Source organism: Streptomyces sp. NPDC091292 (assembly GCF_044757265.1).
Classification (GTDB): Bacteria; Actinomycetota; Actinomycetes; order Streptomycetales; family Streptomycetaceae; genus Streptomyces.
In genome coordinates this window covers 157563-178908 of the sequence record NZ_JBIVUQ010000017.1, presented here as the reverse complement: position 1 = coordinate 178908, position 21346 = coordinate 157563, and the positions used below count along the sequence as shown (strand labels likewise).

Here is a 21346-nt window from a genome sequence, read left to right as displayed (position 1 = left end):
TCGCCGGACGCCCGGTCGGCGTCCGTCCCCCGCACTGCCCGGCCTCGCTACGCAGTGAGATGCCCCGGAACTCCGGGACCCACGCACGATACGCAGTGTCTCAGCGGTTGACCGACTGGATTTCCTGGACCGTCACGTTCTGGTCGTCGCCGAACGTCCCGTCAGGCAGCCCCACGGGTCCCGGAGTTCCCGTACCGGCCCAGTGGATCTTCCAGGTGACCGTCGCCCGGAGCTGGTAGGTGTCGTCGCCGGAGGAGCGCAGGTACTTCACTCCGCAGGGAGGGGTCGTGCCCGCTTTGCCCTTGCTGTACGGCTCGCCGATGCGGCCGTCGACGATCCGGCACTCGCCCGACGCGGGATACGTGATCGCGTCGTCCGTGCCCGGCTCGATCTTCAGCGAGACCGGTTCCGCCGTGGTCGTCGCGGTGATGCCCAGCAGGGGCACCGAAGCGGTGACGGAGACCGGCTTGAACTGGGCGCCGTTGAGCCACGCCCACGTCGGCAGATTCACCTTGGTGGTGCCCGCGGGTGCGAGGTCGACCTCCGTCGACGGGACGCGGATCTCGGCGTACGCGAGTTGGGCGAGCATCTCCGGGGTGATGGCCTGCGGGATGTCGGCGGGCGGCGGGTCGCCCTGGTCGACCCAGAAGTAGGGCTCGTCGCAGTCCAGGGCGCCGGGGTCACCGATGCGGCCCTCGGCGACGAACCCGGACCACCAGTGGCCCTTGCCTTCCTTGTCCTTGTTGAAGTCCTTGTACGGCTTGCCGTTGACGTAGTGCTCGCGCTGCGAGAGGTCCCACTGGGAACCGGTCGACTCGGAGTTCCAGGTGGGCTCCAGGTAGGCCTTCAGCTCGTCCGGCGAGTACTTCGGCGCGTAATAGCAGGCGGGGGGCGTCCAGTCCCCTGACGACGTCGTGACCGGGCCCGCGCTGGGGCCCGAGCCGTTCTTGGAGCGGTCGAAGACGACGGCGCCCGCCGTGGCCGATATGCCGCCGTCGCTCTGGCCCCCGTCGACCTGAGTCTCCGAACCGGAACCGTTGCCGCCGGGCACGAAGTCGGCCCAGGCGGGCGGTGTCGCGGCCAGGACCAGGGCGCCCGCGACGGCGGCGGCTCCCGTGGCCCGTTTCAAGGGCGTCCAGGCCGACAAGGCGGCGGTCAAGGCTGGCATGGTGAAGCTCCCCGTGTGGAAATGATCTGCGACGTCTGCCAGACGCCCTCCCCGTTCTTGTCGAGGCGGGTGTTGTAGAAGACGTAACTGTCCTTCGTGACCGGGGTCTTGGCGACCTTGCCGGTCTTCTTGTCCTTGCTGAAGCCCTTGCTCTCGTCCGCGCAGAACGTCAGCACGGCGGAGGTCTTGCCCTTCAGCGTGACCGTCCGGTCGTAGTAGCGGGCCTCGCCCGTCATCGTCGCGCCGGCCTTCTCGAACTGCCCGACCCAGTCGAGCGCGGCCTCCAGCGCCTTGCCCGTGTTGTAGTACGCGAGCGCCTCGCCCTTCGCGTCGGTGCCGGTGATCGCGGCGTCCACCGCGCGCATGCGCTGCTCGTTGTCGGCGAGTACGGCGTCCTTGACGGCGTCCCCGGTCTTCGCGCCCTCGAACGTCAGCTTGAGGTCGGCGGGCAGCGTGATCTCGGGCCGGTCGCCGGCTGCCACCTCCGAAGCGCTCGTGCTCGGCGTGGCCGAATCGCCGGCGCCGGTCTCCGCGCCCGAGATCTTGTCGTCGGGTGCCTTGTCCTTGTCGTTCCCGCCGCAGGCCGACAGCGTGAGGGTCGCCGCGGCGGTGAGCGTGGCCACGGTGAACAGGGTGCGGCGGCGGTTCACGGTCGACTCCCGTTGGGTGGATGAGGGGTTGGCTGGATCCGGACTCACGCTATCCACGGCGAGTTCGGGGCACCAGGGCGGAATCTTTGCCACCGGGGAGGATTGTGTGAAGGCCGGGAGGGCGGGAGGCAGGGAGGGGGGAGAGCGGTCGGGCGTCGGGGAACGGCCGGGGGCGTCCGGCGATGCCCTCTGGCCGGGCGGGCCCGCGCCCCTACACTGGCTGACGGTGGACTGCGGTGCGGTGAGAGGCGGTTGACGGTGCGTAAGGCGTGGATCGTGGCCGGGGCCGCCGCCAGCGGCGGGCTCGGGTTCGTCATGCTGCTCGTCGTCGGGACGTACATGGTCGCCGGGAACCTCACCAACGGCATCGGCAAAGGCGCCGTCGGCCTGGCGAAGGGCGCCGTGCCGGCCGCGTACCAGTCGCTCGTGCAGCAGTGGGGGAACCTGTGCCCCGCGATCAACCCGGCGCTGCTCGCCGCGCAGCTCTACCAGGAGAGCGGGTTCAACCCGAACGCGAAGAGCCCGGCCGCGGCCGAGGGCATCGCCCAGTTCATCCCCGGCACCTGGGCCGCGCACGGCATCGACGGCAACGGGGACGGCAAGGCGAGCGTCTGGGACCCGCAGGACGCCATTCCGTCGGCTGCCTCGTACGACTGCAAGCTCGCCAAGTATGTGAAGGACGCGCCGGGCGACCCGACCGAGAACATGCTCGCCGCCTACAACGCGGGCGCGTACGCGGTCATCAAGTACGGCGGCGTCCCCCCGTACCGCGAGACGCAGAACTACGTGAAGACCATCCGCAGTCTGGAGCAGAGCTTCGCCCGGCCCGTCGGGCGGGTGCAGCCCTCGCAGCAGGCCGCGGGCGCCATCTACTACGCGCAGCAGAAGCTCGGCACCGAGTATTTGTGGGGCGGCACCGGCACCGCGGAGCAAGGGGGCCGCTTCGACTGCTCCGGGCTGACGCAGGCCGCGTACGAGACGGTGGGGATCACGCTGCCCCGGGTCGCCAACGACCAGTACAACGCGGGCCCGCACCCTTCGCGCGACGAACTGCTCCCCGGTGACCTCGTGTTCTTCTCGGACGACCTCACCAACTCGCGCGCCATCCGGCATGTCGGCATCTACGTCGGCGGCGGCTACATGATCGACGCGCCGCGCCGGAACGCCGTCATCCGGTTCGACCCGATCGACACCCCTGACTACTTCGGTGCGACCCGCGTCACCGAAGACGGCGCGAAAGCGCTGCCGACGGCTCCGCCCAACGTCTGATCAGGACCGCGTCGGACCGTTCCCGGCCGTTCCGCGCGCGGGTGATGATCTGTGCCGTCCGCGCGTGTGATGATGGTGCACCCGAGGTCGGTCGAGGTCGGTCGGTATGGCCGGATCCCGTCGGAGGCCCCTCCCTGTCCACCCCCGCTGAGCTGCGGCGATGTATCTCTCTTCGATAACGTCTGAGTGATCATTCGGTGGAGATTGGAACGTATGGAGGGGGGTCGTGCGTTCCTTTTGCTGAAGCGGATCTACGACCACGGGGGTTGGTGGAGTGGCGCACAGCGACGTGCGCCCGCGCGCGCAAGAGGACGAAGGGGCCGGGCACCATGGCTGGACTCGACGAGACATCCGGGTCGAACCCTGACGTCAGCCTGCTCTACGACATCAACGGCCTGGCCAAGGCCGCGCCCGGCTGGCTCGACCGGACGGTGGGCTTCGTCGGGGAGTACGGGCTGCTGATCGGTACGGTCCTGCTGGTGCTGTGGGCCTGGTGGTCCCTGCGCAAGCGCGCCGCGACCCTGGAGGACGCCGCCTCGTCCGCCGCCGCCGTGGTGTGGGCGCCGCTCGCAGCGGCCCTCGCGATCCTGGTGAACGTGCCGATACGCGGTTTCGTCGAGCGGCGCCGGCCCTTCCTGGACCATCAGGGCCTTGAGGTCCTGGTCGACGGCAAGACGGACTTCTCGTTCGTCAGCGACCACGCGACGCTCGCCATGGCGATGGGCGTCGGTCTCTTCGTCGCCCACCGCAGGATCGGGCTCGCGGCGATCGGGCTCGCCGTCGTCGAAGGGTTCTGCCGGATCTATATGGGCGTGCACTATCCGACCGACGTGATCGGTGGTTTCGCGCTCGGTACGGCTGTCGCGCTGCTGCTCTCGCCGCTCGCGGCGGCGCTGCTCACTCCGTTGGCGCGGGCTGTGGGGGCGTCTCGGAGGGTGGGGTGGCTGGTGTGGCCCCGGTCTGCGGTGGCGGTGGCGCGGGAGACGGTGGGGATTCCTGAGGCCAGGACTCCTGGGGCGGGGTCCGGGGATCGGGATCTGGCGGCGTAGTCGCTGCGCGCCGGCGGCGCAGGAGGACGAGGCCGGTTGCGCCGGCGGCTGTCGCTGTCGCGGCGGAGGTGAGGGTCCAGGCGCCGGCCGTGGGGTGGGGGGTGCCGTCGTCTGTGGCGGAGGCGAGGATTGCGCCTGCGGTCAGGCAGGCGGCGGCGATTGCCGTGCCGGCGGCTATTCCGGTTGTTCCTGATATTCGGGTGCGGGTCATGTGTTCAGCGGACCGCCCGTGCGGGGGGTGGACCAGTTGAGCGGGGCTGTTCGGGGTACGGGCCGCATTCGGGTGCCGGTCCGTCTCGGTTGTGCCCACCCGTTCCGCCGTGCGGAACGCCTGCCCACAACCGAGACGGACCGGCTGGGGCGCCCAGCGCAGCAACGCCGGACCGGCCGGGTGGTGGCCACGACGGGACCGGACCGGCTGGGGCGACCGGGCGCTGACCCAACGGCATCGGATCGGCTGGGGCGCTGATCGCGACGAGGCCGGGTCGGCTGGGGCGCCGAACGCAGCGACGCCGGACCGGCCGAGTGGTGGCCACGACGGGACCGGACCGGCTGGGGTCGGCCTTGGGTGCTACAGGGACTGGGGGTTCCTGAAGAAGTTTGTTGGGTCGTACTGGTGTTTTAGATTTTGGAGGCGTTGGGATGCGTCTCCGTAGTAGGCGCGGCGCCAGTTCGTGAGGGTGGGGTCCGTGTAGTTCTGGTAGGCCGCGCCCGAGGCGTGGGGCCGCATCGCGTTGTGGGCTGATGCGAGCCAGGTTGTCGCTGCTGCGCCCGAGGTGCCTGGGCGCCAGGATGCGAGGTACTGGGCGAGCATCCGGGAGCGGCGGTGGACGAAAGCCGTCGCCGTCGGGTCGACGCGGTTGATGGCGCCGCCGAGTGCGGTCAGGGCGATGCTGCCGGTGCCGCCCTGGACGGACCGTATGCGGGAGAGCAGGGTCTGGATCCCGGCGGGGGACAGGGAGCGGTCGAAGAAGTCCGAGCGGGCCGCGTACGTCTCGCGCTGGAGGGCGCCGCGCGGGGCGCGGCCCGGGGTCGGCCCCGGCATATGGCACTGCGCGTCGTCGCCGAACGTCGAGCAGCCCGCGTACACCTCCATCGACTGCTGGTACGAGCGCCGCTTGAGGGAGACGCTGCTCGCGGAGGCGCCGATGCGGTCGGCGAGCCGGTCGACGGCGTTCTGGAGTTCGCCGTACGTGCCGAGTGAGAAGCAGGCGACCGAGACGGTCGGGGTGCCTCCGGCGGCGCTCGCGAAGTGCGCCGATGACCAGATTTCGTCGGGCTGGCCGGGGCCCCACTCCTGCCACGCGCCGAGTACGGCGGCGGCCCGGCTCCACGGCCATGACATGTATGCCGTCACGCCCTGAGGGGCCGGATGCGTACGGAAGCGGAGTTCGGTGACGACGCCGAAGTTGCCGTTCCCCGCGCCGCGCAGGGCCCAGAACAGGTCGCTGTTCCGGTCTTCGTTCGTGACGAGTTGTGTCCCGTCGGCCGTGATCAGGGTGGCTTGGGTGAGGCTGTCGCAGGTCAGCCCGTAGGCGCGGGAGACGACACCGTGGCCGCCGCCCAGGGTGAGGCCGGAGACGCCGACGGTGGGACAGGAACCGGCGGGTATGGTCACGCCCTTCGCGGCGAGCGCCCGGTACACGTCGATCAGCTTGCTGCCGGCGCCGACGACCGCCTCGTTCCCGCTGACCCGTATCCGCGACAGCTTCGACACGTCCACGATCAGCCGGCCGTCGCCCGACGACCAGCCGGCGTAGGAGTGGCCGCCGTTGCGGATCGCGACCGGTATGTGGTGTGCGCGGGCGTACGCGAGGGCCGAACGGATGTCGTCGGTGTGCGCGACATAGGCGACCGCCGTCGGTTTCAGGCCGTCGAAGCGGGTGTTGTAGAGCTGGCGGGCCGTCGCCCAGTCGCGGTCGCCGGGCCGCACGAGCGGACCGTCGAGGTCCTGTGCGAGGGCCTTCCAGTCGGCCGGTCCGGTGGCGCGCGCGGTCGCCGTCGCGGGGGCGGAGTGGGTGGGAGGGGTGCCGGTCGCGGTTCCGGTGGTACCGCGTGCGGCGGTGCCCGGGGCGCCGCCGGTTCCGTCACCGCCGGTGCTGCACGCCGCGGTCACGCCCATGCCCAGTGCCGCCGCGCCCGCCGCGATGAACGTACGCCGTTCCATGTCGCCTCCCCGTGCGTCCCGGGTGGAGCCCCGGACGGTTGGTCCGCCGCGGGTCCCTCAGTACGGGACGGTCCGGCGGATTCCAGCGTTCCACGGAGATACGGGTGTGCAAGGGCGCGTGGTTCAAAGGGGGCGCAAAGGAAGTCACAGGTCGAGCGGGGGCGCGTGTTCGGCGGCGTCCGAGCGGGCCTTGCTGCGGGCCCGGCGGGCCGGACCGCGCCAGCCGCAGGTACAGCGGGCCGATGTGAAGCGGCCCTTCTCGACGATCTTCGTGGTGTGGTCCCCGGAGGAGGACGGGGGTTCGGTCACGTCCTGCTGATGCGCCACGCGTCCACGGTACCGAGCCGCGTGGTCGGCCGTGGCGCGGGTCGGCGCGTGACGAGCGCACCCACCGGTCGTTAAACGCACGACAGGGGGCGCCCTGTCGGGACTGACTTGGGGGTCGGCAGCCGATGGTGGTGCGACAGCATGGGAGGCCGGGCGGCGCGCTGATCGCGGCCGTCGCGGTGGCGGGTCTGATCACGGGCGCCACGGGGTGTTCCGAGTCGGGGGCCGCCGCCGAGACCGTGGATCCCGGCGATCCGGTCGACGCCGTGCACCGCGCGGCCGGCGAGTTGATCAGGGCAGGTTCGTCGAAGGCCCGTACCTCGATGGAGATGGCCACCGGCGGGACCCGCGTCACCATCCGCGGCCAGGGCGTCTACGACTACAAGGACCGGCTCGGGCAGTTGCGGGTGATGCTTCCGCAGGACCCGACCGGCGCCGACGGGCACCGCCCCATCACGGAACTCCTTGCCCCCGGCGCCCTCTACATGAAGAACCGCGGCGCGGGCGTCCCCGCCGACAAGTGGGTACGCGTGGACACGGCGACCCTGTCGGACGGGAATCTGGTCACCGGTGGCGCGACTGATCCGCTGGCCGCCGCCGAACTCCTGCGGGGCGCAGAGAAGGTGACCTTCGTCGGGGAGACGGAGGTCGCGGGCGTTCCGGTACGGCACTACCGGGGCACCACCGATCTGACGCGGGCCGCGAAGGTGTCGTCGGCGGAGACCGGCCGGGCGCTCGCGGCGGCGGCGAAAGGGTTTTCCCGTACGGACGTGCCCTTCGACGCGTACCTCGACCACCAAGGGCGGATCCGCAAGCTGCGGCACGAGTTCAGTTTCACCAACGCGGGCCGGAAGGAGACGGTCGCGGTCGCCTCGACGACGCTGCTCTACGACTTCGGGGCACCCGTCTCCGTGCGGCTTCCGGACGAGCGGGACATCTTCGCGGGGAAGATCGCGGAGCCGTAGTCCCGGACGGGTCGGGCGGGCCGGAAATGGTCCGTCCGTGCCATGCGCGGTGCGTAGGCCGCTCCCTACTCTAGGAAGTCGGCGACGGCAGGAAGAGGTGAGGTGCGTGGCAGCGTCGACCGCGACGGCGGTGCAGGACCACGTCGCCCTGGCCGAGATCGAGATGTGCGGCGAACTGATCATCGCCGCGTCGGCGTCCCACGACGAACGCCTCAGCGCGGACCGTATCGACGAGGTGCTGCGGGTGGGCCACGAGTGGGCGGCCGGATCGGACTAGTCCGGCGGGATTGGACCAGTCCGGCCGGGAATGGTCCGGCCGGGATCGGAATGGTCCGGCCGGGTCCGTGGCCGACGCTACTTGGCCATGATCAGGTCCTGAGCAGGCGGGCGATCGCCTTGGTGGCCTCTTCGACCTTCGCGTCGATCTCGTCGCCGCCCTTGACCGCCGCGTCCGCGACACAGTGGCGCAGGTGCTCCTCCAGGAGCTGGAGCGCGAAGGACTGGAGCGCCTTGGTGGACGCCGAGACCTGGGTCAGTATGTCGATGCAGTAGATGTCCTCGTCGACCATGCGCTGGAGGCCTCTGACCTGGCCCTCGATCCGGCGCAGCCGCTTGAGGTGCTCGTCCTTCTGCTTGTGGTAGCCGTGCACTCCGTGGTCGTGGTCGGTGACCGCGCCCGTCTCGCCGGAGGGCGCGCCGGTCGTCGCGTCGGCCTCGGTGGTCGTCATCGCGTCCTCCTGCTGAATGCTGCCCCGAGGTGCTCTGTGTCACATAGGGGCCTAATTGTTTCCTATACCCCGGGTGGGTATATAGTAACGAACTTTCCTGGGTACGGGACGGTTGGCCGGGCCCCGTGCTGATCAGCCTGCCCGATGGGCGACACTGGGAACGCCGGTTAGCTGTGGCCGGATGATGCGCTTAGCATCACCCTGACCGAAAACCAAAGCATCCCGAGGACCCCAACGTGCGCTTTCGTCTGACCCCCAGGGAGACGAGCTTCTACGATATGTTCGCGGCGTCCGCGGACAACATCGTGACCGGCTCGAAACTCCTGATGGAACTGCTCGGGGCGGACGCCTCCGCTCGGGCCGAGATCGCAGAGCGCATGCGGGCCGCGGAACACGCCGGGGACGATGCCACGCATGCGATCTTCCACCAGCTGAACTCCTCCTTCATCACGCCCTTCGACCGCGAGGACATCTATACCCTCGCTTCGTCCCTCGACGACATCATGGACTTCATGGAGGAGGCCGTCGACCTGGTCGTGCTGTACCAGGTCGAAGAGCTTCCCAAGGGCGTCGAGCAGCAGATCGAGGTGCTGGCGCGGGCCGCCGACCTGACCGCCGAGGCCATGCCGAATCTGCGCACGATGGACAATCTCACCGAGTACTGGATCGAGGTCAACCGGCTTGAGAATCAGGCCGACCAGATCCACCGGAAACTGCTCGCGCACCTTTTCAATGGCAAGTACGACGCCATGGAGGTGCTGAAGCTGAAGCAGATCGTGGATGTGCTGGAAGAGGCGGCCGACGCTTTCGAGAAAGTCGCCAACACCGTGGAGACCATCGCGGTCAAGGAGTCCTGAGCGGACGTGGACACCTTTGCGCTGGTCGTGACCATCGGGGTCGCGCTTTTCTTCACCTATACCAACGGCTTTCACGATTCAGCGAATGCGATCGCGACTTCCGTTTCCACCCGGGCGCTGACTCCTCGGGCCGCGCTCGCGATGGCGGCCGTGATGAATCTCGCGGGCGCCTTTCTTGGCAGCGGGGTCGCCAAGACGGTCAGTGAGGGGCTCATCGCCACGCCCGAGGGCGGCAAGGGGATGGGCATCCTTTTCGCCGCGCTCGTCGGCGCGATCATCTGGAACCTGATCACCTGGTACTACGGACTGCCGTCGTCCTCGTCGCACGCGCTGTTCGGCGGCATGGTCGGGGCGGCGCTCGCCGGCGGTACGGACGTCATCTGGTCCGGGGTGCTCGACAAGGTCGTCATCCCCATGTTCGTCTCACCGATCGTCGGACTTGTCGCCGGTTATCTGGTGATGTGCGCGATTCTGTGGATGTTCCGTAAGGCCAATCCGCACAAGGCCAAGCGGGGGTTCCGGATAGCGCAGACCGTTTCGGCGGCCGGGATGGCGCTCGGGCATGGTCTTCAGGACGCCCAGAAGACGATGGGCATCGTGGTGATGGCGCTGGTCATCGCCGATGTCGAGGACTACGGGGATCCCATTCCGGTGTGGGTGAAGATCGTCTGTGCGGTGATGTTGTCGCTCGGGACGTATGCCGGTGGGTGGCGGATCATGCGGACGTTGGGGCGGAAGATCATTGAGCTGGATCCGCCGCAAGGGTTTGCCGCCGAGACGACCGGGGCTTCCATTATGTTCGGGTCGGCGTTTCTTTTTCATGCGCCTATTTCTACGACGCATGTGATCACTTCGGCGATTATGGGTGTGGGGGCGACCAAGCGGGTCAATGCGGTGCGGTGGGGGGTGGCGAAGAACATCATCATGGGGTGGTTTATCACTATGCCTGCGGCGGCTTTTGTCGCTGCGCTCAGCTATTGGGTGGTACAGCTCGCTTTCGGGTGACCGCCCGTCGGGCGTTGTGCCCACCCGTTCCTCCCCCAGTGCCTCAAGGGCCTGGGGGGACCCCCAGCGGAACGCCTGCCCACAACGGGTACCAGCAACTATCAGGCACCGCACCATCAGGTGTTGCAAATAACGCGGGCCCGCCCCCCGGGAGCCAGGGGGCGGGCCCTTTTCCTCGCGGTGGCACCGCCATGCAGCACCGCGAGGGGCTTAGCCGAAGCGGCCCGAGATGTAGTCCTCGGTCGCCTGCACCGACGGGTTGGAGAAGATCCGCTCGGTGTCGTCTATCTCGATGAGCTTGCCGGGCTGGCCGACCGCCGAGAGATTGAAGAAGGCCGTACGGTCCGAGACGCGGGCGGCCTGCTGCATGTTGTGCGTCACGATGACGATCGTGAAGCGCTCCTTCAGCTCACCGATCAGGTCCTCGATGGCGAGGGTCGAGATCGGGTCGAGCGCGGAGCACGGCTCGTCCATGAGGAGGACGTCCGGCTCGACCGCGATGGCGCGGGCGATGCACAGCCGCTGCTGCTGACCGCCGGAGAGACCCGAACCGGGCTTGTTGAGGCGGTCCTTGACCTCGTTCCAGAGGTTGGCGCCCTTGAGGGACTTCTCCACGACATCGCTGAGCTGGCTCTTCTTGTACGAGCCGTTGAGCTTGAGGCCCGCGGCCACATTGTCGAAGATCGACATCGTGGGGAACGGGTTCGGGCGCTGGAAGACCATACCGACCGTACGGCGCACGGCCACCGGGTCGATGTTGGAGCCGTACAGGTCCTCGTCGTCCAGGAGCACCTTGCCCTCGACGCGGCCACCCGGGGTGACCTCGTGCATACGGTTCAGGGTGCGCAGGAAGGTGGACTTGCCGCAGCCGGACGGGCCGATGAAGGCCGTCACGGAGCGGGGCTCCACCGTCATCGAGATGTCCTCGATCGCCTTGTGGGCGCTGTAGTAGGCGGTCAGGCCGCTGACGTCGATTCGCTTGGCCATGGGATCACTTCTCTTCTTTCGAAAGTCGCTTGGCCGCGTCAGCGGCCTGCCACGCGGCGGCAGCCGCATATTCAGCGCTGCGGGGCCTTCCAGCGGGCGATGCCGCGGGCCACCAGGTTGAGGATCATGACGAAGCCGATGAGGACGAGGGCCGCTGCCCAGGCACGGTCGTACGCCGCGCCTTCTCCCGCGCTGTTCGCGTACTGCTGATAGATGTACAGCGGCAGCGACGCCTGTGCGCCTTCGAAGGGGTTGTTGTTGATGTAGGCGGCGCCCCAGACGAGCAGCAGGACGGGGGCGGTCTCACCGGTGATACGCGCGACGGCGAGCATCACACCGGTGGTGATACCGCCGATGGAGGTCGGCAGCACCACCTTGAGAATGGTCCGCCACTTGGGGACGCCCAGCGCGAGGGAGGCCTCGCGCAGCTCGTTCGGGACGAGCTTGAGCATCTCCTCGGTGGAGCGGACCACGACCGGCATCATCAGGATGGACAGGGCCAGGGATCCGGCGAAGCCGGAGTAGTCCATGCCCATCATCAGGATCCAGAAGCTGAGGATGAACAGACCCGCGACGATCGACGGGATACCCGTCATGACGTCGACGAAGAAGGTGACGGCCTTGGCGAGCTTGCCCCGTCCGTACTCGACGAGGTAGACCGCGGTCAGGATGCCGATGGGCACCGAGATCAGGGCGGCGATACCGACCTGCTCCAGGGTGCCGATGAGCGCGTGGTAGACACCGCCGCCGGGCTGGGTGTCCGCGATGCCGAGCATCGAGTGGGTGAGGAAGTAGACGTCGAAGACCTTCACACCGCGCTTGACGGTCTCCCAGATCAGGGAGGCCAGCGGGATGACGGCGAGGATGAAGGCGACCCACACGATGCTGGTGGCGACGCGGTCCTTGGCCTGCCGGCGGCCCTCGACGCGCGCCGCGATGAGGTACGTACCGAAGATGAAGAGCAGCGCGGCGATGATGCCCCACTGGACCTTGCTGTCGAGTCCGGCGCCGAGGCCGATGCCGACCGCGACGAGGACGGACCCGGCGGCGATCGCCCAGGGCGACCAGCGCGGCAGGGTCGCGCCCCGGAGGGTGGAGGCGGGACGCTTGTTCGTGACTGCGTGGCTCATCCGTTGGCCCCCGAGTACTCCTTGCGGCGGGCGATGATCGCGCGGGCTCCGCCGTTGACCAGCAGGGTGATCACGAAGAGGACGAGACCGGAGGCGATGAGCGCGTCACGGCCCGATCCGGTGGCCTCGCCGAACTTGCTGGCGATGTTCTGGGCGAACGTGCCGCCGCCCGGGTCGAGCAGGCTGGCGTTGATCGTGAAGCTCGGCGAGAGGACCGTGGCTACGGCCATCGTCTCGCCGAGCGCGCGGCCGAGACCGAGCATCGACGCGGAGATCACACCGGAGCGGCCGAACGGCAGGACGGCCATGCGGATGACCTCCCAGCGCGTGGCGCCGAGGGCCAGCGCGGCCTCCTCGTGCATCAGCGGCACCTGCCGGAAGACCTCACGGCTGACGTTCGTCACGATCGGCAGGATCATGATCGCGAGCAGGATGCCGACGGTGAGCATGGAGCGGGCCGGGCCGCCCTGCCACTCGAAGATCCCGGTCCAGCCGAAGTAGGCGTCGAGCCAGCTGAACAGGCCGCCCATGTGCGGTACGAGGACCAGGGCGCCCCAGAGGCCGTACACGATGGACGGTACGGCGGCCAGCAGGTCGATGACGTAGGCCAGGGCGCCGCCGATCTTGCGCGGCGCGTAGTGCGAGATGAACAGCGCGATGCCCACCGCGATCGGGACCGCGATGAGCATGGCGATCAGCGCCGAGACGATCGTGCCGAACGCCAGGACCGCGATACCGAAGTCCGGGGGCTCGATGTTGGTGTTCCACTCGAAGGTGGTGAAGAAGTTGCCCTCGTTCTTCGAGAGGACGATCACGCTGCGGTAGGTCAGGAAGCCGGCGATGGCGGCCATGACCACCAGCAGGAAAATGCCGGAACCCCGGGAGAGCCCGAGGAAGATCTTGTCGCCGGCGCGGGAGGTGCCACGGGCACGCATTCCGACAGGCTCGGCGGGCTGGGGGGTGGGGGGAGGTGGTGCCGTGTTCTGTGGTGTCGATATGTCCATGGGAGTCTCCGGTCTGCGGGGCCACACGGTGATGTGGCTCCAGGCGGCGGTGCACCGGACGGTGCGGGCGGACCCGGATCGGGTCCGCCCGCACGCTCAGGTCAGCTCAGGGACGCGATGGTCTCGCGGACCTTGGTCGCGATCTCGGTCGGGATCGGGGCGTAGCCGGCGTCCGACAGGAGGCCCTGGCCCTCCTCGCTCGCGATGTAGGTGAGGAACGCCTTCGTGGCGGGCAGCGTCTCCGCCTTGTTGCCCTTCTCGCAGACGATCTCGTACGTCACGAGGGTGATCGGGTACGCACCCTCGGCGGTGGGCTTGTAGTCCAGCTCAAGGGCGAGGTCCTTGCCCTTGCCGACGACCTTGGCCGCGGCGATCGCCTTGGAGGCGTTCTCCGTGGTGGCCTTGACGGGGGCCGGGGCGTCCGTCTTGATGTCGACGGTGCTGATGCCTTCGGAGGCGTAGGACAGCTCGAAGTACGAGATCGCACCGGCGGTCTGCTTCACCTGCTGCGCCAGGCCGGAGGAGCCCGAGGCGGACTGGCCGCCCTTGGCCTGCCACGCCTTGCCGCCCTCGTACTTCCAGTCCGCCGGGGAGGCGGCCATCAGGTACTTGGTGAAGTTGTCCGTGGTGCCGGACTCGTCCGAGCGGTGGAACGCCGAGATCTTGGTGTTCGGCAGCTTGGCGTCGGGGTTCAGCGCCTTGATCGCCTTGTCGTCCCACGTCTTGATCTTGTCGTCGAAGATCTTGGCGAGGGTGGAGGCGTCCAGGACGAGGTTGTCCACGCCGGGGACGTTGTAGCCGATGGCGATCGGGCCGCCGACCATCGGGAGGTCGATGGCCTGGCTGTCCTTGCAGACCTTGGCGGACTCGGTGATCTCCTCGGGCTTCAGCGCCGAGTCGGAGCCCGCGAAGGCCGTCTGGCCCTGCACGAAGTTGGTGATACCCGCGCCCGAGCCGTTCGGGTTGTAGTTGATCTTCACGTCCTTGCAGGCGGCCTGGAACTTGGTCACCCACGCGTCGATCGCGTTCTTCTGCGCGGAGGAGCCGGCGGCCAGCAGGTTGCCCTTGGCGTCGTCGCACTTGATCGAACCGGACGAGGCGGTCGCGTTGCCGTTGCCACCGGTCGAGCCACTGCCCGTGTCGTCGGAGCCGCACGCCGTGAGGGCCAGGGCGCCGGAGACGGCGATTGCACCGAGGGAGAGGGCGCGAAGCCGGTTCTTGCGCTGAAGCTTCACTTCTTGGAGTTCCTTCCAGGAGCCGCCGTAACCCTGGCGGCGTGCGGTGTCGTACGTGACGGAGTGCGTGTACGGCGCGGGCCTGGATGTGGACGGCCCGCGGCGCGTAAGGCCGAAATTAGGCAGAACAGGTGAAGTGGCCTATGGCCCTTGGTGAACGGAGGGTGAACCCCTGAGGGCGGTGCGGTGAGGTAACGGAATGGGCGAGGGTTTGTCTCGCCGGGGTCTCGGTTGCCATTGACCTTGGGGTGCCCCGCGTCTTGGGCTGTGCCCACCCTCCCCCAGTCTCGGCTTCGCTCGACCGGGAGGTACCCCCATCGCCGTGCGGAACGCCTGCCCACAGCGGGGCGGGAGGCCGTCCGTACGGCACTAAATGAGGTGCAGGGCCGTCAGGAGGTCGTCTACCAGGGTCTTGTCTCTGGGGTGGGTCACGTACGTGCGCGCCTGTGTCGGGGGGAGCCAGACGATGCGGTCGACCTCGTTGTTTGGCGTGAAAGTGCCGTCCGTGGCCTCCGCCGCCCAGTACGTCACCCGCTTCGGCCGGCCGTTCGCGAGGTAGCGGACCGTCGGGAGGCCCGCGCCCGGCACACAGTGGTAGCCGGTCTCCTCCTCGACCTCGCGCAGCGCGCCTGTGAGCGTGTCCTCGCCCCGCTTCAGCTTCCCCTTGGGGTGCGACCAGTCGTCGTACTTGGGCCGGTGGACCAGACAGATCTCCAGTCCACCGTCGGTCCGGGACCGCCGCCACAGGACACAGCCCGCGGCCAGGACGGTGCCGGAGCCGGTGCCGTCCGTCGTCATCTGCTCACCGCCTCCCTCAACCAGACCTGCTGGAACGCGTAGCGCGCGGCCTCGACCTCGTGCCGCTGATCGGCGTGCAGGACCCCGAGCGCGTACGCCGTCGTCGGGGCGATCCGGGGGGTACGGGCCGCCGAGGCCGCCGCCGCTGCCGCCTCCGCCGCGTCCCGGTGCCGGTTCAGGGCCTCGCCCGCGCCCACGAGACGCGGGTCGGCGAGGACGTCGGCGCCGGTGCCCGCCAGCACCTCGTGCGCGTACCGGTGCAGGCGCAGCAGGAGGCGGACCTGGTGCCAGGGGGAGTCCTGGGACTGCGGTGCGGGGTCGGCGGCGAGGCCGTGGACGAGGGCTTCCGCGTTGTACGGGTGGCCCGCCTGGAGCAGCGGGAGCGCGGTCACCGCGTCGAGCAGGCGGGACTCGGCCTCCGCGGCGAGGGGGTTCAGGTCGGCCGTGGCCGCCGTGGGGGAGAGGGGGACCTCGCTGGCGAGGACCGCGACGTTGTCCGCGACGGCGTGGAAGCGGGAGGAGCCCAGGGCTTGGAGGGCCGCGGAGTGTGCTCTTGTGCGGGCCAGGGTGAGCTGGCGTTCCAATAGGGCACCCGCCTTGGCGGCCCCCACGGTGAGGGTGCCCTGCGACTGGCCGCTCGGGGGTCGGATCGCTGGACCGGCGCCTCCGGGTCCCGCTGTGCCCACCCGTTCCGCCCCAGCGGAACGACTGCCCACAGCTGGGTTGGGCACGGACACAGGCACGGTGCCCGACAATCGTTGCAGTGCCGCCAACAGCCGTTCCAAGCGGGCCGCGTACGCGTGTTCCCGGGCCAGTGTGCCCGAGAGCCAGGCCAGTTCTGGGCGGAGGGTGTCGGACCATTCGGTGTCGAGGAGCGGGCGGAAGGTGTGGAGCGTGCCGCTGATGCGGCGCGCCGAGCGGCGCAGTTGCCGTGCCGCGTCGACCGTCTCCTCACTTCCGTTGGTGGCTCCCCCGCTCTCGCGGTGCAGCCGCAGCGAGCGGAGGAAGTCCGTGGCCCTGTCCTGCAGATAGGCCGTCAGAACGTCTCCCGCCGCGGCCTGTGCCGCGAGTTCATGGTGTTGCTGTGCCACGCCGGCGCCTCCGGGCGTCTATGAGCGTCTCCTGTACGTTCCGCAGGGGCTGGCCGTCCGCGTCGGTGGCGTGCCGGGTCCACTCGCCGTCCGGGCCCAGGTGCCAGGAGCTGGTCGAGTCGGACATACCGGTCTCCAGGAGCCGGTTCAGGGACGCCCGGTGGGCCGGGTCGGTGACCCTGACGAGCGCTTCGATACGGCGGTCCAGGTTGCGGTGCATCATGTCCGCGCTGCCGATCCACACCTCGGGCTCGCCGCCGTTGCCGAAGCCGAAGATCCGGGAGTGCTCCAGGAAGCGGCCGAGTACGGACCGTACGCGGATGTTCTCCGACAGGCCGGGGACCCCGGGGCGCACGGCGCAGATGCCGCGTACCCAGATGTCGACCGGGACGCCCGCCTGCGACGCGCGGTACAGCGCGTCGATGACGGCCTCGTCCACCATCGAGTTGACCTTGATGCGGACATAGGCCGGGCGGCCGGCGCGGTGGTGCTGGATCTCCTTGTTGATACGGGAGATGAGGCCGTCCCGCAGGGATTTGGGGGCGACCAGGAGCCGGCGGTAGGTCTCGCGGCGCGAGTAGCCGGAGAGCCGGTTGAAGAGGTCGGAGAGGTCGGCCCCGACCTGGGCGTCCGCGGTCAGCAGCCCCAGGTCCTCGTAGAGCCGGGCGGTCTTGGGGTGGTAGTTGCCGGTGCCGACGTGCGAGTAGCGGCGGAGCGTTTCGCCTTCCTGGCGGACCACCAGGGACAGCTTGCAGTGCGTCTTCAGACCGACCAGGCCGTAGACGACATGGCAGCCGGCCTCCTCCAGCTTGCGGGCCCACTTGATGTTGGCCTGCTCGTCGAAGCGCGCCTTGATCTCGACCAGGACGAGGACCTGCTTGCCGGACTCCGCGGCCTCTATCAACGCGTCCACGATCGGCGAGTCGCCCGAGGTCCGGTACAGGGTCTGCTTGATGGCGAGCACGTCCGGGTCGAACGCGGCCTGTTCGAGGAACGCCTGTACGGATGTGGAGAAGCTGTCGTACGGGTGGTGCAGCAGCACGTCCCGTTCGCGCAGGGCCGCGAAGATGTCGGGCGCCGACGCGGACTCGACCTCGGCGAGGTCGCGGTGGGTGCCCGCGATGAACTTGGGGTACTTCAGCTCGGGCCGGTCCAGGGACGCGATGCCGAACAGGCCGGTCAGATCGAGCGGTCCCGGCAGCGGATAGACCTCGGCCTCGCCGATCTTCAGCTCGCGGACCAGCAGGTCCAGGACGTAGCGGTCGATGGACTCCTCGACCTCAAGGCGCACGGGCGGGCCGAAGCGGCGCCGCATGAGTTCCTTCTCCAGGGCCTGGAGCAGGTTCTCCGCGTCGTCCTCCTCGACCTCCAGGTCCTCGTTCCGGGTGAGCCGGAACATGTGGTGCTCCAGGACCTCCATCCCGGGGAACAGCTCTTCGAGGTGGGCGGCGATGACGTCCTCGATCGGCACATACCGCGAGGGCGACGCCTCCAGGAACCGCGACAGCAGCGGCGGCACCTTCACGCGCGCGAAGTGCCGGTGGCCGCTGACCGGGTTGCGGACGACGACCGCGAGATTCAGCGACAGACCCGAGATGTACGGGAAGGGGTGCGCGGGGTCGACGGCCAGCGGGGTCAGGACGGGGAATATCTGGTGCCGGAACAGGGTGAAGAGACGCGCCTGCTCCTTGTCCGTGAGTTCGCCCCAGCGGACCAGGTGGATGCCCTCGTCGGCGAGCGCGGGCGCCACGTCCTCCTGGTAGCAGGCGGCGTGCCGGGCCATGAGTTCCCGGGAGCGGGCCCAGATCATCTCCAGCACCTCGCGGGGCTGGAGCCCGGACGCGGACCGGGTGGCGACACCGGTCGCGATGCGGCGCTTCAGACCGGCGACGCGGACCATGAAGAACTCGTCCAGATTGCTGGCGAAGATCGCGAGGAAGTTGGCGCGCTCCAGAAGGGGCGTCTGCGGGTCCTCGGCCAGTTCGAGCACGCGCTCGTTGAAGGCGAGCCAGCTTCGCTCACGGTCGAGGAAACGCCCCTGGGGCAACTGCTCCCCCTCGCTGTCATCCTCGTACGCGTCAAGATCCGCGTCCAGGTCCGGCTCCAGGTCGGACACCGCCGCCGCGACGGTGTGCGGCCGGTGGGCGGCGATGGAACCCACGGACGGCTGGGCGTGCTGGACCTGCGCTTTGGCATCGGGCTGGCTCATGCCTCCATGGTGCCGCGCGAGGGGCGCGACCGGCGCGTCGGAGCGCGCCGGAGTGAGGCGGAATGTCCCGTTGAGGGGACGGTCGGGCACAGCGGGCTGCATTCACCGAGCGTTGCAAGCCTGTCTGAATCGTTGGTTACGGAGACATGACGTGCAGGACATCGCCGTGCGGCCCCCGGGGTTCGCACCGCCGAGGGCCGCTTCCTTCCGGTAGGCCGTCAGAGCGATGTCCGTCAGGGTGTACGGCTGCGCAGGACACGGAACGTGACCAGGACGGCGACGGCCGTCAGCGCGAGGATGATGCCCGTCTCCACGAATTGGAGGGGCCAGTGGTGGGATGCGGGGTGGAAGTCGACGTACTGGCCGACGACGTTGTTCCGCTCCCGGCAGGCGACGTACGCCTCCGTGCCGCCGGCGTTGTCGCACAGGCTGAAGGGAAGTCGCTCACCGGACCCGTTGATCCAGCCGCCGGGGCCGTACCAGATCGGGCCGGAGGGCAGCTTGCCGGCGGGCGGCGAGCCGTTCTGGCCGGTCAGCCACGATGCCGTCGAGTGGGGCCAGAGCCGGAACCGGATGCGGACCAGGGCGAACTGGACGACCGCCATCGCCAGCGCGCCCGATGCCAGGGCGACGATCGTGCGCCGTGTCACGACCCCGGCCAGGGCGCCCACGGACACGCCGAGCAGGCTGAGGGCGACCAGGACCGGTCCGGTCGCCTCGTAGGAGCCGGTGGTGTGCCAGTACAGGCCGTACGACCAGTACCCGTCGGGGTCGGCGGCCGGCGGCTGCCAGATGAGCCGATAGACCAGGACGAGCACGGTCGACAGGGCCAGGGCGGCCGTCGCGAAGACCGCGAGGCGGGAGGTGAGCCAGCGGGCCGGGGTGACGGACTGGGTCCAGGCGAGGCGGTGCAGTCCGCCGTCCAGCTCGCGGGCGATCACCGGGCCCGCGACCAGTGCGGCCAGGAGCGCGGGCAGGACGAGCAGGAGGGTGGCGCCCGACTCGGCGAAGAGCCGGTCCCAGCCCTCGGCGCTCCGGTAGCCGAAGATGCCCGAACCGCACTCCTCGGCCCGGTCGGCGCCGGCCAGACAGGCCGCCCGGTCGGAGGCCGCCCGGGTCCACAGCCGGACCGCGCCCGCGAGAACACCGGCCAGTACCGCCAGGCCGAGCCCGAGCCACAGCACCCTGCGGTGCAGCAGGATCGTCATCCGGTCCACGCCGGACAGGGTCGGAGCGCTCACGCGGTCACCACCTGGCGGTCGGCGGACGCCGGGGTCGCGCTCGGGGTGAGCAGCGGTGGGGTGTCCGGGGCGCGGAGATGGGCGAGGAGGATGTCCTCCAGGGGAGGTTCGGCCGTCTCCCAGGCGGCGTCGAGCGGGCCGTCGGGGCGGATCAGGGCGGTGGTGCCGCGGCCGGTGGCGCGGGCTTCGACCACGGTGTGCGCGGCCAGCTCCTCGACCGGGCCGCGCCCGACGACCTGGGTGTGCGCGGCGACGATGTCGTCTATGCCGCCGCCGAGCCGTATCCCGCCGTCGCTGACGAGCAGCAGATAGTCACACGCGCCGGCCAGCTCGCCGAGGATGTGCGAGGACATCACGACGGTGGTGCCGCGCTCGGTGGCCTCGGCGAGCAGGGTGCCCATCAACCGGTGCCGGGCCAGCGGGTCGAGGTCGGCCATCGGCTCGTCCAGGAGCAGCACCTCGGGGCTCTTGCCGAGCGCGAGGGCCAGGGCGACGCGGGTGCGCTGGCCGCCGGAGAGCGCGCGGACGCGGGCGCCCGGGTCGAGGTCGCCGTCCGCGACGATCCGCCCGGCGAGCGCCGCGTCCCAGCGGCCCGGGTTCAGCTCCCGGCCCAGGCGCAGGGTCTCGGCGACGGTGAGCTGCGGATAGAGGGGCTTCTCCTGGGCGACGTACCCGATCCGCTCGCGGGCCGATGCCGGGTCCGTGCCGAGGACGCGCAGGGTGCCCTCGGTCGCGCGGTCGAGTCCGGCGGCGAGCGTGAGGAGCGTCGACTTGCCGGCGCCGTTGGGTCCGACGACGGCGCAGACCCGGCCGGCCGGGAGCCGGAAACCGCAGTCGCGCAGCGCCCATCCGGTGTCGCGGCCCCGCTGGGCGTTACGGGCCCGTCGGCCGCCGTAGCGCTTGCCGAGGCCGGCCGCCTCGATGGCGGTATCGGTCATACCTGGTCTCCCTTGGAGCGGTGGACGGTCGGTGGACGGTCGGGGACGGGTGCGTCAGGGACGCGTGCGAAGTGCTCGTCCAGTACGGACGCGAACAGCGCGGACACGTCGTCCCTGTCGAGTCCGGCCGCGTGGGCCCGCGCGGCCCAGCCGGACAGTTCGGCGTGCAGCGGTGAGTCCGCGGCGCCGGTGCCGAGCGTGCGGCGGACGAAGGTGCCGAGGCCGCGCCGGGCCTCCACGAGCCCTTCGTTCTCCAGCTCGCGGTACGCCTTCAGCACGGTGTTGGGGTTGATGGCGGTGGCCTCCACGACCTCGCGGGCCGTGGGCAGCCGGTCGCCCGGTTCGAGCAGGCCGAGGCGGAGCGCCTGCTTGGTCTGCTGGACGATCTGGAGGTAGGTGGCGACGCCACTGCGCCGGTCGATACGGAACTCGACCACTCCCTTGCACCACCCTTTCACTAATTGAGTAGTGGAAGGGTGGTGCAAAGAAGGGGGCGGCGTCAAATCACGCCGCCCCCTGGGCTCCCTG

General features: G+C 69.7%; 21 protein-coding genes. 6 read left to right on the top strand and 15 right to left on the bottom strand.

Annotated elements, in window-relative coordinates:
- Positions 1-100: 100 nt before the first annotated feature.
- Together ACIQNU_RS33905 and ACIQNU_RS33900 are read right to left on the bottom strand one after the other, a co-directional pair.
- Positions 101-1168: a hypothetical protein gene (locus tag ACIQNU_RS33905; protein WP_401373696.1), complete on the bottom strand. Its 1068-nt coding sequence runs from the start codon at positions 1166-1168 to the stop codon at positions 101-103.
- On the bottom strand, positions 1156-1818 hold the full coding sequence (locus ACIQNU_RS33900; protein WP_401373695.1) for a hypothetical protein: 663 nt from the start codon (positions 1816-1818) through the stop codon (positions 1156-1158). Before ACIQNU_RS33900 ends, ACIQNU_RS33905 begins: the two co-directional genes overlap by 13 nt.
- A 258-nt stretch (positions 1819-2076) precedes the next feature.
- Between ACIQNU_RS33900 and ACIQNU_RS33895 the strand changes: the two genes are divergently transcribed.
- Both ACIQNU_RS33895 and ACIQNU_RS33890 read left to right on the top strand, forming a co-directional pair.
- Positions 2077-3087, top strand: coding sequence for an NlpC/P60 family protein (locus ACIQNU_RS33895; protein WP_401373713.1), 1011 nt, complete (start codon positions 2077-2079; stop codon positions 3085-3087).
- Between the two features lie 329 nt (positions 3088-3416).
- Positions 3417-4136, top strand: coding sequence for a phosphatase PAP2 family protein (locus ACIQNU_RS33890; RefSeq protein ID WP_401373694.1), 720 nt, complete (start codon positions 3417-3419; stop codon positions 4134-4136).
- Positions 4137-4707: 571 nt separating this feature from the next.
- Here the strand turns inward: ACIQNU_RS33890 and ACIQNU_RS33885 are convergent.
- Together ACIQNU_RS33885 and ACIQNU_RS33880 are read right to left on the bottom strand one after the other, a co-directional pair.
- On the bottom strand, positions 4708-6303 hold the full coding sequence (locus ACIQNU_RS33885; RefSeq protein WP_401373692.1) for an FAD-binding oxidoreductase: 1596 nt from the start codon (positions 6301-6303) through the stop codon (positions 4708-4710).
- 144 nt (positions 6304-6447) lie between these two features.
- Positions 6448-6630 carry a hypothetical protein gene (locus ACIQNU_RS33880; protein ID WP_401373717.1) on the bottom strand — a complete coding sequence of 61 codons (183 nt, stop codon included), beginning with the start codon at positions 6628-6630 and terminating at the stop codon, positions 6448-6450.
- 125 nt (positions 6631-6755) lie between these two features.
- Here ACIQNU_RS33880 and ACIQNU_RS33875 point away from each other — a divergent pair, with 125 nt between their 5' ends.
- Entirely contained in the window at positions 6756-7595 is an 840-nt protein-coding gene (locus ACIQNU_RS33875) for a hypothetical protein (protein ID WP_401373691.1), read from the top strand.
- 97 nt (positions 7596-7692) lie between these two features.
- Positions 7693-7872, top strand: a complete 180-nt coding sequence (locus ACIQNU_RS33870; RefSeq protein ID WP_401373690.1) for a hypothetical protein — start codon at positions 7693-7695, stop codon at positions 7870-7872.
- Between the two features lie 91 nt (positions 7873-7963).
- Here ACIQNU_RS33870 and ACIQNU_RS33865 read toward each other — a convergent pair whose 3' ends face one another.
- Positions 7964-8323: a metal-sensitive transcriptional regulator gene (locus tag ACIQNU_RS33865; RefSeq protein ID WP_401373688.1), complete on the bottom strand. Its 360-nt coding sequence runs from the start codon at positions 8321-8323 to the stop codon at positions 7964-7966.
- Positions 8324-8559: 236 nt separating this feature from the next.
- Here ACIQNU_RS33865 and ACIQNU_RS33860 point away from each other — a divergent pair, with 236 nt between their 5' ends.
- Positions 8560-9180, top strand: coding sequence for a DUF47 domain-containing protein (locus ACIQNU_RS33860; protein WP_401373686.1), 621 nt, complete (start codon positions 8560-8562; stop codon positions 9178-9180).
- A 6-nt stretch (positions 9181-9186) separates the two neighbouring features.
- Positions 9187-10185, top strand: a complete 999-nt coding sequence (locus ACIQNU_RS33855) for an anion permease (protein ID WP_401373684.1) — start codon at positions 9187-9189, stop codon at positions 10183-10185.
- A 210-nt stretch (positions 10186-10395) separates the two neighbouring features.
- Here ACIQNU_RS33855 and pstB read toward each other — a convergent pair whose 3' ends face one another.
- The 10 genes from pstB to ACIQNU_RS33805 all read right to left on the bottom strand — a co-directional run bounded on the left by pstB (position 10396) and on the right by ACIQNU_RS33805 (position 21255).
- The gene (gene pstB / locus ACIQNU_RS33850) at positions 10396-11172 is read right to left on the bottom strand and encodes a phosphate ABC transporter ATP-binding protein PstB (protein WP_401373683.1); all 777 of its coding nucleotides are present in this window, start codon (positions 11170-11172) and stop codon (positions 10396-10398) included.
- A 71-nt stretch (positions 11173-11243) separates the two neighbouring features.
- Positions 11244-12302 carry a phosphate ABC transporter permease PstA gene (pstA, locus tag ACIQNU_RS33845; protein ID WP_401373681.1) on the bottom strand — a complete coding sequence of 353 codons (1059 nt, stop codon included), beginning with the start codon at positions 12300-12302 and terminating at the stop codon, positions 11244-11246.
- Complete coding sequence (gene pstC / locus ACIQNU_RS33840) at positions 12299-13306, bottom strand: phosphate ABC transporter permease subunit PstC (RefSeq protein ID WP_401373679.1); 1008 nt, start codon at positions 13304-13306, stop codon at positions 12299-12301. Before pstC ends, pstA begins: the two co-directional genes overlap by 4 nt.
- A gap of 101 nt (positions 13307-13407) precedes the next feature.
- The gene (gene pstS / locus ACIQNU_RS33835; RefSeq protein WP_401373677.1) at positions 13408-14541 is read right to left on the bottom strand and encodes a phosphate ABC transporter substrate-binding protein PstS; all 1134 of its coding nucleotides are present in this window, start codon (positions 14539-14541) and stop codon (positions 13408-13410) included.
- A 369-nt stretch (positions 14542-14910) separates the two neighbouring features.
- Entirely contained in the window at positions 14911-15339 is a 429-nt protein-coding gene (locus ACIQNU_RS33830; protein WP_401373675.1) for an NUDIX hydrolase, read from the bottom strand.
- On the bottom strand, positions 15336-16430 hold the full coding sequence (locus ACIQNU_RS33825; RefSeq protein ID WP_401373674.1) for a CHAD domain-containing protein: 1095 nt from the start codon (positions 16428-16430) through the stop codon (positions 15336-15338). The genes ACIQNU_RS33830 and ACIQNU_RS33825 overlap by 4 nt, the downstream gene beginning before the upstream one ends.
- Positions 16411-18639, bottom strand: coding sequence for an RNA degradosome polyphosphate kinase (locus tag ACIQNU_RS33820; protein ID WP_401373672.1), 2229 nt, complete (start codon positions 18637-18639; stop codon positions 16411-16413). Before ACIQNU_RS33820 ends, ACIQNU_RS33825 begins: the two co-directional genes overlap by 20 nt.
- A 233-nt stretch (positions 18640-18872) precedes the next feature.
- A complete protein-coding gene (locus ACIQNU_RS33815; protein ID WP_401373671.1) occupies positions 18873-19880 on the bottom strand; it encodes an ABC transporter permease in 1008 nt (335 codons plus the stop codon).
- Entirely contained in the window at positions 19877-20818 is a 942-nt protein-coding gene (locus ACIQNU_RS33810) for an ABC transporter ATP-binding protein (protein ID WP_401373670.1), read from the bottom strand. The genes ACIQNU_RS33815 and ACIQNU_RS33810 overlap by 4 nt, the downstream gene beginning before the upstream one ends.
- Positions 20815-21255, bottom strand: coding sequence for a GntR family transcriptional regulator (locus ACIQNU_RS33805; RefSeq protein ID WP_401373669.1), 441 nt, complete (start codon positions 21253-21255; stop codon positions 20815-20817). The genes ACIQNU_RS33810 and ACIQNU_RS33805 overlap by 4 nt, the downstream gene beginning before the upstream one ends.
- Positions 21256-21346 lie beyond the last annotated feature (91 nt).

Bases quoted from the DNA above. Each gene is read 5' to 3' on its own strand.
- ACIQNU_RS33820 (WP_401373672.1), bottom strand. From the start codon at position 18,639: ATGAGCCAGCCCGATGCCAAAGCGCAGGTCCAGCACGCCCAGCCGTCC.
- ACIQNU_RS33885 (WP_401373692.1), bottom strand. From the start codon at position 6,303: ATGGAACGGCGTACGTTCATCGCGGCGGGCGCGGCGGCACTGGGCATG.
- pstC (WP_401373679.1), bottom strand. From the start codon at position 13,306: ATGGACATATCGACACCACAGAACACGGCACCACCTCCCCCCACCCCC.
- ACIQNU_RS33875 (WP_401373691.1), top strand. From the start codon at position 6,756: ATGGTGGTGCGACAGCATGGGAGGCCGGGCGGCGCGCTGATCGCGGCC.
- ACIQNU_RS33830 (WP_401373675.1), bottom strand. From the start codon at position 15,339: ATGACGACGGACGGCACCGGCTCCGGCACCGTCCTGGCCGCGGGCTGT.
- ACIQNU_RS33810 (WP_401373670.1), bottom strand. From the start codon at position 20,818: ATGACCGATACCGCCATCGAGGCGGCCGGCCTCGGCAAGCGCTACGGC.
- ACIQNU_RS33905 (WP_401373696.1), bottom strand. From the start codon at position 1,168: ATGCCAGCCTTGACCGCCGCCTTGTCGGCCTGGACGCCCTTGAAACGG.
- pstA (WP_401373681.1), bottom strand. From the start codon at position 12,302: ATGAGCCACGCAGTCACGAACAAGCGTCCCGCCTCCACCCTCCGGGGC.
- pstB (WP_401373683.1), bottom strand. From the start codon at position 11,172: ATGGCCAAGCGAATCGACGTCAGCGGCCTGACCGCCTACTACAGCGCC.
- ACIQNU_RS33865 (WP_401373688.1), bottom strand. From the start codon at position 8,323: ATGACGACCACCGAGGCCGACGCGACGACCGGCGCGCCCTCCGGCGAG.
- ACIQNU_RS33890 (WP_401373694.1), top strand. From the start codon at position 3,417: ATGGCTGGACTCGACGAGACATCCGGGTCGAACCCTGACGTCAGCCTG.